Source organism: Pirellula sp. SH-Sr6A (genome assembly GCF_001610875.1).
GTDB lineage: Bacteria > Planctomycetota > Planctomycetia > Pirellulales > Pirellulaceae > JBKCUI01.
This window is the reverse complement of the sequence record NZ_CP011272.1, coordinates 1,446,866-1,457,309: the sequence shown is the minus strand read 5'-3', so window position 1 is coordinate 1,457,309 and position 10,444 is coordinate 1,446,866. Positions and strand designations below refer to the sequence as shown.

Below are 10,444 nucleotides of genomic sequence, written 5' to 3'. Positions count from 1 at the left end.
AGCTATCGACCAGAATTGTCCAAGTTGCATTCGCGATCGGAATCAGTGGGTTGCCTGGAAGCTCACCGATCCAGACGATGTGCCGGAGCCGCCAGACGAAGCGGTTACCCAACCAGGCGATCTTTGGATCCTCGGAAACCATCGGCTACTCTGTGGTGACTCGTCGTCGCCGGCGGACTTAGATCGGCTCTTGGCCGGCGCTGCGATCCACTTGTGCAACACAGATCCGCCCTACAACGTAAAGGTCGAACCGCGATCGAATAACGCGATCGCTGCGGGTTTGTCTTCGTTCTCGAACGATGGGGCATCGGGCCGGCTGAAGCAAGGACAAGGCAACGCCGCTTCGTTTGGTGTCGATCACGAAACGGGCAAACCAAAACATGCAGCGACTCACAAGAAGCTTCGTCCAAAGGATCGACCGCTTGCAAATGACTTCGTCAGCGACGAGGCGTTCGACAAGCTGCTTGATGATTGGTTTGGAAACATTGCCCGAGTCTTACTGCCAGGTCGCTGCTTCTACATCTGGGGTGGCTACGCCAACTGCGGCAACTATCCACCGGTACTGAAGAAGCATGGGCTGTACTTCTCGCAATCAATCATCTGGGACAAGCAGCATCCAGTTTTGACGCGAAAAGATTTCATGGGCGCGCATGAATGGGCGTTCTATGGCTGGAAAGAAGGTGCCGGCCATAAGTTCTATGGACCGAAGAACATCACGGACCTTTGGCATGTCAAGAAGATCCCTCCGCAACAGCTTGAACATTTAACGGGCAAGCCGGCTGAACTCGCTGTCCGCGCGATGCAGTATTCGTCGGTTCAAGGCGAGAACGTCCTCGACCTGTTCGGTGGCAGTGGCTCAACGCTGATCGGCGCTGAGCAGTGCGGTCGCAACGCGTTCTTGATGGAACTCGACACGCTGTATTGTGATGTCATCGTTGATCGCTTCCAGCGTTTCACAGGTATCCCTGCGGTCTTGGAACGAACGGGCGAATCTCCGATCCCCATGAAGGCGCGAGAGGAGAACATGCGATGACGCAACGGTCACCGGCCAGAGGTTCAATCACGCCGTTCGGCTATCGACGGATCACGTGCAAGGATCGGAAGCAAAGGTTTGAGCATGTAATCGTCTGGGAGACGCACCATGGGCCTATCCCTGAAGGCATGGAGCTACACCATCGCAACGGTGACAAGCTCGATAACCGACTTGAGAACCTCATGCTGGTGACTCGCTTGGAGCACAAGCGGATTCACAGCGGTTGCATCCGAGTTGGCAGCCGCTGGTTGAAACGCTGTCGGCGCTGCCAATGGTATCGGCCCGTCGACACGGAGTTCTACGAATACAAGGGACGCAACGGTGTGATGGGGGTGTGCAAGCGCTGTCTATCGGACCTCGCCGTCATCGCGAAACGCAATCGGAAACTTCGTGCAAAACAAAACTCATCGAATCAGTAAAGCCCATCAAAGCCTATGACAATGCCAAGCGTCGTCCTCGAAAACGTAAACATACTCGGTGCCGCAGTTCCTCGCGAACTCGTGGAGAGCCGCGCGCGTCGGCATGACAACCGTGCGATTACCGTCGGTGAATCGTTCGGGCGTTCCGTCGTTAGCGAGCGATCGAATATCGCCACCTGCGACCAGCGTTCGTGCCGACTCGATCGATGTGTAATGTTCTTTGAGGACTCTGCCGGCGTGGTCTTGGTAGCCATCGAAGTGAAGGTAGATCGCTGCGTAGCGACCGTCTTCTTGCTTGCAGGCAATCGTTGCTCTTGTGGACATAGGTTGGCTTCCTTACTTCGATGGTTCGTGGTGGTTGGGTTCGACGATGGCGACACAATCGTCGGGCATCGTCAGCATGAGGGAGCGGCCGTTGTCCCAATCGACATCGACCTGCATCCAATCGTGATGCTCGTGAACATCAATGACGGTCCCGAGCGATCCAACGGGGATCGGGTCTGGATCTTGCGGCATCGACACCAAGCGGATGCGATCGCCTTTATTCAGTCGTGTGTGCATGGTCATTGGTTCCTTGTTTCATTTGGTGGTTGGGTTGAGTTTGTCGAGCAGTTCGCCGGCTTGAGCCAGGCGTGCGTTGACCTGTGCCATCGTGTGAACTTTCCGCCATCGCAGATTTGGGTCATCTGGTTGTTGCATAGCATCGAGCGATTGACGCAGTCGATCGAGGTAGTCGCGTGCTACGAGGTGCAGGTTCTCGTAGGGAGCTGCCGGCTCAAGGGCTGGTTTGGCCATAGTTGGTTCCTGGTTGTTGGAGAAACGAAAGACGATCCTCAACAGTCAGCCAGCGAATCGCAAAAACATCAAGCCAACATGCGAGCATGTTTTGTGAATTTCTTCCAAACATGTGGCTGCGCCGGCGAACCGCAGTTCCGCGACGTGTCGCGTTGTGTTGCTGGTTGGGCTTATGTTCGCATCAACGAGAAAACGCCCACACGGTGTAAACGTGGGGCGATTGGTGGGAAGCGTTCCGTGCTTCGGGCGTGTCTACAAGTCGTGCGGTACCAAGATGGCAGCGCCGTGGCCGGAGACGGCAATCGAATCTCCGCTAGCGGTTCGGGCGAACAGCGTGGGACCTTGGCGGATCACGTCCACCACGCTGCCGACGTCGAGCTTGCGATTGTTAATCGTTCGCAGGTCGTAGGTGATGCCTGGCTCTGGCACTGCGATCTCGCCTTCGGCCAAGTCATCCACCGTTCGCAAATCGTAAAAGTGTTTCACCGGCTGGGTCTCCTAGTCTCGAACGGTGAAGCGTCCGCGTTCGGTCTTCACGAACTTGCTATCGTCGCCCTTGGCCAAGTCACGAAGGATCGCGCTGTACAAGGTCGCGTGGGGAGTCTTGCCACCGGGGCTGCTCCAATAGCCCTTGGCTTCCATCGCGGTGATCAACTCTTGAGCGTTCATCGGTTCGCTCGATTCGCTGAGAACCTTCAAGGCCGCAGCGACGCAGCTCAATCGCTTCTCGCCGGCGTCGGCGGTCTCGGTGGATGCAGCCTTTGCCTTGCGTGGCTTCTTGAGAACCGCAACCGCTGTGGACGTTTCGCCTCCGATCGTTTCGACGGTGGCTGGTTCGTTCTCAACCACCGTTACGTTACCTTCGGTGGTGACCTTCGCGCGTCCGCGTTTCGCACCCACTTCGCCCTGCAGGCGTTGGGCGCTCTTGATCAAGATCTTTTTGCCGGTCGCGAGGTTGGTTGCGTCCCAACCGCCCCGAGGCTTCTCGGCATCGATCCGAATCTCGCAGCGATTGCCCGAAACGTTCGCATAGTACTTGCCACCGATCTTTACTTCTGCCTTCTTCATCTTCGTATCTCCAAATCTGTGTTCGTGGTTGGCTGCCATCGTCAGGCCGATCGAACCACCGATCGACTACGCGCGTCCGTGCTGCGTTTCGGCTTATTGACCAAAGACCAAGTCCGACAATCCCTCGCAGAGAAAGTCGACTATCACCTGCACCTCTGTATTGACCGCTGGCACATCCAACCCGCGATCGAAGTTGAACATCACTTTGCGGTCTGCCAGGCGTTGAACCCAAAGCTTCGAAATCTTGCTCTGGTTCAATTCGTACGATTCGTGTTCTGCGTGTTCGGCGAAGACCAAAGCATCGAATCGGTATTCGTCGTTGATCTTGCCTTGCACCCAAGACCCGCCAGCACCGCGGTTGCGATTGCTGATCTTGGTGATCGTCAGGTCGAGGTCGTGTTGGGTCATCTGCTGGTCTCCGTTTTTTGGTTGGTGAATCGTTTTCGCGTTAACACACATGAGCCATGCGGTTTGAACCGCATCAAGCCGGATTCAAAAGGAATTCGAATTCTTTTCTTCGGTGCATACCTGCGTTCGGAAATGTTGGGCGAGTTTCGCTGCGGTGGCCTGCACATCAGCCAGTTCGTCGAAGAACTGTTTCATGGTCGATGGGTCGGAAGCGGCGAGGATCGGCATCTCTTCGACCACTGCGTACAGGTCGCTGATTGTTTCCAGCGCTCGCCGGTGCGCTCCGAGGAACTGGGCCGAGGTCAGGCGTGGTCGGTTGGTCATGGTTGGCATCGTGTCTCTCCGGTGTTGGGTTGGTTTGAAACCGCGTTTGGTATGCACACACATGAGCCATGCGGTTTGAACAGCATCAAGCCAATTCCAGCAGCTTTTCCGAGTCTTTTTCCATGTTTCTCCCCATCGCCCAATTTTGCCCACGTTCGTTTGTGTCGCGTTCGTATTCTTGTTCCATCATTGGGCGCAGGCAGAAGAAAGAACGCGACACGTTTGATGTGTCGCGTTGTGTTAGCCAGTCAACGCGGCACATGCATTCGCCGCGGTTCTGATTTGACGCTGGGTCTACTAGTCGGCGATGCCGAGATACTCGCGCAAGCCCTCGAGCGCTCGTGCCACCTCTCGCAGGGTGAAGCTTTGGTGCTCGTAGAAACTGAAGTTCTCATAATGTGGATTTGGGAACTGGTCAATCCGTTCCTTGATAGAGGCCAGTTGGTTTTGAACCTCGGCCCAGTTGTCGTTGTACGATTCGTACTGTTGTGGTGTGTGACCAGCCATTGTGTTACTCCTATGGTTTGTAGATGTGAACTCGCAAGTGCGTTGACACACATGAGCCATGCGGCTCAACCGACAGCAAGCCGAAGAAGAAAAGATTCTGAAGGTTTTCCAGAATCTTCTCCTTGGCGCATCGATGTGTCGCGGTCAACTATCGCGACACGTTTCCCAAGCCCGCTTGCTGCCGTAGCAGATCTGCCCGCCTTCGACGATGTAGACCGTGTAGTCGTCGGCAACGTCTTGGGCGTCGTCGTCTTCATCCTCATCGTCGGACGCGTCGTTTATGTCGCGTCCGCTGGTAACGCCGCAGATCCGGTTCTCGAAGGGCCAGTTCTGCTGGGTCATCAGTCGCACTTCGGCGTCGCCTCCGAACTCTTCGCGGTAGTCGCTGAGGATTTCGATCAGGGTGTCGAGGTTCATGTTTGGTTCTCCGTTTGGGTGAATGAAAATTGGTTATGCGATAACACACATGAGCCATGCGGTTCGATTAACCTCAAGCCGTCCTTGCAATGTTTTCAGCAGGTTTTCTCAGCATTCCTTGGAAGCCAGATATTCTTCGATTACTTCGGGCAGCATGCTGCCGGCAAGGACGTCTATGGCCTCTTCGAACATGCGGAGTTCTGCTTCCAGGGCACGGGCCGAATCTCCACTCGCGACCACGAATGCGCCGGCCAAGTTGTCGGTCATTCGTTTCAACCTTGTGACCACTTCGCGATAGTCCTCACAGAGGTCCATCGCGGTGGCGCGAGGCATTTGTTTGAAGGCGGTTCTGATAGCAACGGTTCTGGCATTGGTTCGGGACATCGGTTTGTTTTCCTATTGCGTGGTGAAAGCAGTTGGTCGCTGGGCGATGACACACATGAGCCATGCGGTTTAACCGGTAGCAAGCCGATTTCAGCAGTTTTTTCCCGTGTTCTTCCATGTTTCAGGGGAGGCCTTACGGGCCCCGACGTTGGCCCGTGTTGCGATGTTTTGATTGTTGGGTACTTAGTCGAAGAAGGGATACACCACGCGGCAGTGGGCGTGTGTCGCGACCAAGCGGAAGAACGCCGCGCTTCCATTCGCGGCGTCCGTGGCATTCCGCTGGTCTGTGGCTTAGAGGATCTTTCCAAGGCGACTGTTCTTCATCGCGTCCAGGGCTTGGACCGCGTTGAAGTGTTCGGTGAGAAGCGGGCCGGCGCAGGGTGTTTGTTGTGCGTCGGCGATCTCAAGGGTTTCTGCCAAGGTCATCAAACCCTCGATCGCCTTGTAGTAGGCTTCGCGGATCTCTTGGGCTTGGTGGGCATCCATCGCCTTGAAGATCTGGCGAAGGGTTGCGTCGGTCGCTGCGTGTTGGGTGTTTGCGTTGGTCATGTTTGTGTCTCCGTTTTGGAAAAAGGTTTGAATCGTTTACGCGATGACACACATGAGCCATGCGGTTGGCGAAAGCTCAAGCCAAGCCTGCGAGAATCTCGGCAGAAATCTGAATGTTTCTGCCTTTGCGAACAATTCGCACACGATGCCGCCGTTCGCATTGCTGCAGACCGTTGGCCACTATTAGTTACATACACGAAACAGGCCCACATTGACGAACCGTTGGCCCAATATTGCCAACGATTCGTCGACCGAACCTCCGTGTTCGGTCTTTGCCTCTGCAGCGGCCTAGTCTTTCCTCAAGAAGAACTCGAGCATTCTTTGTTGCTCGAGAAGTTTTGCAAGTTCCGCTTTGGCCTCGCGTGCAGCGCGGAGGTCGCCCTCGGCGAAATCGACCCAGGACATGCTGCATGGTTGGTCGGCCAGCAATGCCTCGGTGTCTTTGACCGCACCTTGAGCGCGACGAAGCATGCATTGAGCCGCCTCGTCCATGCGGCGCATAGCATCGGGGATCATCCATTTGAGCCGTCGCAGTTGGTCCTGGATCGCTTGTTCGGCGCTCGTTTGATTCGTGTCGTTCATCTGTGTTTCTCCGTTTGGGAAAGGGAATGGAATCGTTTACGTGATGCCACAAATGAGCCATGCGGTTTGATTAACCTCAAGCCGTTTACGGCATGTTTTCAGAATGTTTTTCGCAGCTTTCTCGCCGGCCGCGTGTCGCACAACGTTCGCGTGTGTTGCGTCCGTTTGGATCTTGGGTACTTGGTCGCATGCGGTGTGAAGAACGCGACGGTGCGCAAGTGTTGCGACCAAGCGGAAGAACGCCGCGATTCCGTTCGCGGCGTTCTATGTGGTTGCGATTTAGGCCGCGTGGTCGTATTTGCGGGCGAGCTCGAGGAGTTTGGTTTTGATCGTTTTCCATTCCGGTTTGGTTTCGCCGGCGATCTCTCCGTAGACCTTGTCGCGAAGGGCACCCTTGTACCAACCCTTGGTCCATCCGAGTCGGTAGAACAATCGGTTGAGTTCGGTTTCGCCAAGGCCGGCACCAGGGCGATCCCAGCAACTCTTAGTTCCTTCCTTCTTGATGTAATCCCATTCGCTGCATCGTTTGGTATTGAGGGCGAGTTCAACCAAACCCAAAACCATCATCAGGTATCCGACCACCTTGGTCTTGTTGAGCGTTCCGCCGAAGGCTCGGAATTCGATTCGGTTTTTGCCGCGGGTCAGGTGGGTCAAGTTCAGCAGGTGGTAGCGATCCGATTCGCATCGGCTCTTGGCGTTGTCTTTGTTGCCGTATTGTTTGATTCGCTTGGCGTACATCATCTGTTCGCGTTTGCGGGTTCCGGTCGAAGCGTAGATCGCTCGTTCGTGGTTGCCGACCAAGGAAATCAATCGAGCCAAGGCGGCTGCGTCTCCGTGCCAGCTAATAGTTACGTGAAGTCCGCAGCTGGAATTCACTCGGCCCCCGCGAGCGTTGATTTGGTCGATCGCGTTCTCGATCTGCTGTACGCCTTCAACCCCTTTGAGTATTGGGCTTACAAACTCGCAACCTTTGCGGCTGGCGTTCTCGGGTCGGATGCTCCCGTCGCGTTCTGCTTTCCATCCGGTTGGCAGCCAGGGTACTTGGTATCCGTTGTGGTAGGGGCCGATCGGTGTGTTGTCGGTGCTAGGAAGCGTACATTCGAATTCAATTCCCCAAGAAAGTTCGTTTGCGTTCATCGTTCTGTTCCTTTGTGGTTCGAGGTGTGTTTTGCGTCGCGTTTTCTGCGTCGCGATGACACACATGAGCCATGCGTTTCGAGGAACCTCAAGCGAAGTCTTGCATGTTTTCCTAGTAATTTCCATGTTTTTTGAGAGGCCACCGGTGCCCCAGCATTACGCCACCATCGCGTCCAAACATGCTCCGCATAACCAGGCGAACATGCGGCCAAAACGCGACCGTGCGCAAACGGTGGCCCCACGTTTCGAGATCCCAAGTCACGGAGGAATGCGATGAGTGAAGGAACGGGCCAGGTCGATCCGACGAGGATTCCGGTGGAACAAGCGGCGAAGCTACTTGCGGCCGCATACCGAGAGCGGATCGATCCAGAGAAGATCCGCCTTGACATACAAAGCGGTGCGCCGGTGAACGCCGATGGCACGATCAACCTCGTGCACTACAGCGCGTGGCAAGCAAAGGAGATGGGACGTGGCGAGTGATCCGAGGAAGCTAAAACCAAGCGAGCTATGCCGACTGCTGAACTCGACGCCGCTAGGCGAGGTGATCAGCGAGCGTCAACTGTATCGCCATCGTCAACGCGCCGGCGCACGCATCGGCGACAATAAGACCGTCGATTTGCTTCGCTATTGCGCATGGATGCATGTCGTACGACATACACCTCGTACGACAAACGGTGTCGATCCCTACGATGCGATGAAGGAGCGAGCTCGCGCACGCAATGCAGCGCTCGCACTTGCAGGTCGAGACATTGGTGAACTACCAGAGGTCGATAACCCAGATCGCAAAGATCGGGCGTCGCGAGACTTCCGATACTTTTGTGAAACATACTTTCCGCTAACGTTCCATCTCGCCTGGTCGCCGGACCACATCAAGGTCATCGAGAAGATCGAGCAAGCGGTTGTGCATGGCGGTTTGTTTGCACTCGCGATGGCGCGTGGTAGCGGCAAGAGTTCGATTGCTGAAGTCGCTTGCATATGGGCGGTGCTTTACGGGCATCGTAACTTCGTATGTTTGATCGGCAGCGATGAAGGTCATGCGTGTGACATGCTCGACTCAATCAAAACCGAACTCGACAGCAACGAGCTGCTCTTAGCCGACTTCCCCGAGGTCTGCTTCCCGATCCAAGCCCTCGATGGGATTTCCAATCGAGCCAATGGTCAACTTTACAAAGGCAAGCGCACGCAGATCGGATGGACCGCCAAAGAAGTCGTCTTACCAACAATCGAGGGTAGCAGCGCTAGCGGAGCGATCATCAAGGTCGCCGGCCTTACGGGTCGCATCCGCGGTATGAAGTTCAAGCGTCCAGATGGCAGAACAGTACGTCCGAGTCTTGTGGTACTCGATGACCCGCAAACGGATGAGAGCGCTCGTTCGCTCTCGCAATGCGCGAATCGCGAAAGCATCCTCGCCGGCGCAGTCCTTGGCTTGGCCGGGCCGGGCAAGAAAATATCGGGCATCATGCCCTGCACCGTGATTCGCCCGGGTGATATGGCCGACAATATCCTCGATCGCAATCGGCATCCCGAATGGAATGGCGAGCGGACAAAGATGGTCTATGCGTTCCCCAAGAACGATACGCTATGGGAACGTTACGCCGAGATCCGCGCCGAAGGGATGCGTGGCGGTGATGGTGGTGAAGCGGCCACCGAGTTCTATCGTCAGAATCAAGCCGCGATGGACGAGGGTGCCGTTATCGCTTGGCAGGAGCGATTCAACTACGACGAACTCTCTGCAATCCAACACGCGATGAATCTCAAGCTACAAGACGAAGCTGCGTTCTTCGCCGAATATCAAAACCAACCTCTGCCAGCGGAAACGGTGGTTGACGGAATGCTCAAACCAGAAGAAGTCGCGAGAAAGATCAACCGCATGGATCGTGGTTTGGTATCGATCGGTGCAAACCATCTCACGGCCTTCATTGACGTCCAGCAAAAGCTCCTGTTCTATGTGGTCACCGCTTGGGAGGACGATTACACGGGTTATGTAATCGACTATGGTTGCTACCCCGACCAGCAGCGTCCCTACTTTACGCTGCGCGAGGCTCGCCAGACACTGAGCTCCGAAGCGACTGGAAGCGGACTCGAAGGATCGATCTACGCCGGCCTCGAATCGCTAACTTCAAAACTACTCGATCGGGAATGGCAGCGAGATGACGGTGCAGCGATGCGCATCGGTCGCTGTTTGATCGATGCTAACTGGGGCCAGTCGACGGATGTGGTCTACCAGTTCTGCCGGCAGTCAAAACACGCCGCTGTGATCATCCCCAGCCACGGTCGCTTCGTGGGCGCATCGAGTTTGCCGTTTAGCGAATATCGTCGCCGGCCAGGTGATCGCGTAGGGCTCAACTGGCGTATCCCCAACGTCGCCGGTAAGCGGGCCATCCGCCACGTGGTCTACGATACGAACTGGTGGAAGTCGTTTATCAACGCTCGCCTGCAAGTCGCGATGGGCGATCGCGGTTGCCTTTCGCTCTTTGGCACCAACGCCGAGACCCATCGCATGCTCGCCGAGCATCTAACCTCGGAGTACTTCGTCAAGACAGAGGCCCGCGGCCGGAGCGTCGACGAATGGAAGCAGCGACCGGAGCAGCCCGACAACCACTGGTTTGACTGTTTGGTTGGTTCTGCGGTTGCGGCGTCAATGCAAGGCGTGATTCTTCCAGGCATCGAAGGCACGGCCGAGATCCGTAAGGAGCGGATGAGCTTTTCTGAGATGCAGAAGCGCCGGCGGAACCAGTAGCCCGAAAGACTTGATCAAAAAAATATTCTCGCTTTTCCGTCAATCTACATGGGTACCGGGTATTCCTACAGATAGAAGACC

Annotated in this window: 17 protein-coding genes and 1 other RNA gene; 4 read left to right on the top strand and 14 right to left on the bottom strand. The window is 55.7% G+C overall.

Annotated elements, in window-relative coordinates; all coding sequences use genetic code 11:
* Positions 1 to 79: 79 nt before the first annotated feature.
* Both VN12_RS05720 and VN12_RS05715 read left to right on the top strand, forming a co-directional pair.
* Entirely contained in the window at positions 80 to 1,033 is a 954-nt protein-coding gene (locus VN12_RS05720; protein WP_205855199.1) for a DNA-methyltransferase, read from the top strand.
* On the top strand, positions 1,030 to 1,452 hold the full coding sequence (locus VN12_RS05715; RefSeq protein WP_146675923.1) for an HNH endonuclease signature motif containing protein: 423 nt from the start codon (positions 1,030 to 1,032) through the stop codon (positions 1,450 to 1,452). The genes VN12_RS05720 and VN12_RS05715 overlap by 4 nt, the downstream gene beginning before the upstream one ends.
* 6 nt (positions 1,453 to 1,458) lie before the next feature.
* On the opposite strand, the gene VN12_RS05710 is transcribed toward VN12_RS05715, so the two are convergent.
* From VN12_RS05710 to VN12_RS05645, 14 genes are all read right to left on the bottom strand, one after another.
* Positions 1,459 to 1,776, bottom strand: coding sequence for a hypothetical protein (locus VN12_RS05710; RefSeq protein WP_146675922.1), 318 nt, complete (start codon positions 1,774 to 1,776; stop codon positions 1,459 to 1,461).
* 12 nt (positions 1,777 to 1,788) lie between these two features.
* Entirely contained in the window at positions 1,789 to 2,013 is a 225-nt protein-coding gene (locus VN12_RS05705; RefSeq protein ID WP_205855198.1) for a DUF4314 domain-containing protein, read from the bottom strand.
* An 18-nt stretch (positions 2,014 to 2,031) separates the two neighbouring features.
* Positions 2,032 to 2,247, bottom strand: coding sequence for a hypothetical protein (locus VN12_RS05700; protein WP_146675920.1), 216 nt, complete (start codon positions 2,245 to 2,247; stop codon positions 2,032 to 2,034).
* A 252-nt stretch (positions 2,248 to 2,499) separates the two neighbouring features.
* Positions 2,500 to 2,733, bottom strand: coding sequence for a hypothetical protein (locus tag VN12_RS05695; RefSeq protein ID WP_146675919.1), 234 nt, complete (start codon positions 2,731 to 2,733; stop codon positions 2,500 to 2,502).
* A gap of 12 nt (positions 2,734 to 2,745) precedes the next feature.
* A complete protein-coding gene (locus VN12_RS05690) occupies positions 2,746 to 3,315 on the bottom strand; it encodes a winged helix-turn-helix domain-containing protein (RefSeq protein ID WP_168164240.1) in 570 nt (189 codons plus the stop codon).
* Between the two features lie 26 nt (positions 3,316 to 3,341).
* An RNA gene (locus VN12_RS05685) (hammerhead ribozyme type II) lies at positions 3,342 to 3,409 on the bottom strand.
* Positions 3,409 to 3,723, bottom strand: coding sequence for a hypothetical protein (locus VN12_RS05680; RefSeq protein WP_146675917.1), 315 nt, complete (start codon positions 3,721 to 3,723; stop codon positions 3,409 to 3,411). The genes VN12_RS05685 and VN12_RS05680 overlap by 1 nt, the downstream gene beginning before the upstream one ends.
* An 84-nt stretch (positions 3,724 to 3,807) precedes the next feature.
* Positions 3,808 to 4,047, bottom strand: coding sequence for a hypothetical protein (locus VN12_RS05675; protein ID WP_168164239.1), 240 nt, complete (start codon positions 4,045 to 4,047; stop codon positions 3,808 to 3,810).
* 297 nt (positions 4,048 to 4,344) lie between these two features.
* A complete protein-coding gene (locus tag VN12_RS05670) occupies positions 4,345 to 4,554 on the bottom strand; it encodes a hypothetical protein (protein ID WP_146675915.1) in 210 nt (69 codons plus the stop codon).
* Between the two features lie 144 nt (positions 4,555 to 4,698).
* Positions 4,699 to 4,971 (bottom strand): hypothetical protein, encoded by a 273-nt coding sequence (locus VN12_RS05665; protein ID WP_146675914.1) that lies wholly within the window; start codon positions 4,969 to 4,971, stop codon positions 4,699 to 4,701.
* 108 nt (positions 4,972 to 5,079) lie between these two features.
* Positions 5,080 to 5,355 carry a hypothetical protein gene (locus VN12_RS05660; protein WP_146675913.1) on the bottom strand — a complete coding sequence of 92 codons (276 nt, stop codon included), beginning with the start codon at positions 5,353 to 5,355 and terminating at the stop codon, positions 5,080 to 5,082.
* 291 nt (positions 5,356 to 5,646) lie between these two features.
* Positions 5,647 to 5,904, bottom strand: a complete 258-nt coding sequence (locus VN12_RS05655) for a hypothetical protein (protein ID WP_146675912.1) — start codon at positions 5,902 to 5,904, stop codon at positions 5,647 to 5,649.
* A gap of 288 nt (positions 5,905 to 6,192) precedes the next feature.
* Positions 6,193 to 6,486: a hypothetical protein gene (locus VN12_RS05650; RefSeq protein ID WP_146675911.1), complete on the bottom strand. Its 294-nt coding sequence runs from the start codon at positions 6,484 to 6,486 to the stop codon at positions 6,193 to 6,195.
* A 279-nt stretch (positions 6,487 to 6,765) separates the two neighbouring features.
* Positions 6,766 to 7,623: an amidoligase family protein gene (locus VN12_RS05645; protein WP_168164238.1), complete on the bottom strand. Its 858-nt coding sequence runs from the start codon at positions 7,621 to 7,623 to the stop codon at positions 6,766 to 6,768.
* A gap of 273 nt (positions 7,624 to 7,896) precedes the next feature.
* On the opposite strand from VN12_RS05645, the gene VN12_RS05640 reads away from it, so the two are divergent.
* Complete coding sequence (locus VN12_RS05640) at positions 7,897 to 8,103, top strand: hypothetical protein (protein WP_146675909.1); 207 nt, start codon at positions 7,897 to 7,899, stop codon at positions 8,101 to 8,103.
* Complete coding sequence (locus VN12_RS05635) at positions 8,093 to 10,363, top strand: terminase gpA endonuclease subunit (protein WP_168164237.1); 2,271 nt, start codon at positions 8,093 to 8,095, stop codon at positions 10,361 to 10,363. The genes VN12_RS05640 and VN12_RS05635 overlap by 11 nt, the downstream gene beginning before the upstream one ends.
* Positions 10,364 to 10,444: the final 81 nt, after the last annotated feature.

What these genes read in the sequence shown, in the direction of transcription:
- VN12_RS05660 (WP_146675913.1), bottom strand. Translation starts at nt 5,355, where the DNA reads ATGTCCCGAACCAATGCCAGAACCGTTGCTATCAGAACCGCCTTCAAA.
- VN12_RS05675 (WP_168164239.1), bottom strand. Translation starts at nt 4,047, where the DNA reads ATGACCAACCGACCACGCCTGACCTCGGCCCAGTTCCTCGGAGCGCAC.
- VN12_RS05640 (WP_146675909.1), top strand. Translation starts at nt 7,897, where the DNA reads ATGAGTGAAGGAACGGGCCAGGTCGATCCGACGAGGATTCCGGTGGAA.
- VN12_RS05655 (WP_146675912.1), bottom strand. Translation starts at nt 5,904, where the DNA reads ATGACCAACGCAAACACCCAACACGCAGCGACCGACGCAACCCTTCGC.
- VN12_RS05715 (WP_146675923.1), top strand. Translation starts at nt 1,030, where the DNA reads ATGACGCAACGGTCACCGGCCAGAGGTTCAATCACGCCGTTCGGCTAT.
- VN12_RS05665 (WP_146675914.1), bottom strand. Translation starts at nt 4,971, where the DNA reads ATGAACCTCGACACCCTGATCGAAATCCTCAGCGACTACCGCGAAGAG.
- VN12_RS05690 (WP_168164240.1), bottom strand. Translation starts at nt 3,315, where the DNA reads ATGAAGAAGGCAGAAGTAAAGATCGGTGGCAAGTACTATGCGAACGTT.
- VN12_RS05680 (WP_146675917.1), bottom strand. Translation starts at nt 3,723, where the DNA reads ATGACCCAACACGACCTCGACCTGACGATCACCAAGATCAGCAATCGC.
- VN12_RS05645 (WP_168164238.1), bottom strand. Translation starts at nt 7,623, where the DNA reads ATGAACGCAAACGAACTTTCTTGGGGAATTGAATTCGAATGTACGCTT.
- VN12_RS05700 (WP_146675920.1), bottom strand. Translation starts at nt 2,247, where the DNA reads ATGGCCAAACCAGCCCTTGAGCCGGCAGCTCCCTACGAGAACCTGCAC.
- VN12_RS05670 (WP_146675915.1), bottom strand. Translation starts at nt 4,554, where the DNA reads ATGGCTGGTCACACACCACAACAGTACGAATCGTACAACGACAACTGG.
- VN12_RS05705 (WP_205855198.1), bottom strand. Translation starts at nt 2,013, where the DNA reads ATGCACACACGACTGAATAAAGGCGATCGCATCCGCTTGGTGTCGATG.
- VN12_RS05710 (WP_146675922.1), bottom strand. Translation starts at nt 1,776, where the DNA reads ATGTCCACAAGAGCAACGATTGCCTGCAAGCAAGAAGACGGTCGCTAC.
- VN12_RS05650 (WP_146675911.1), bottom strand. Translation starts at nt 6,486, where the DNA reads ATGAACGACACGAATCAAACGAGCGCCGAACAAGCGATCCAGGACCAA.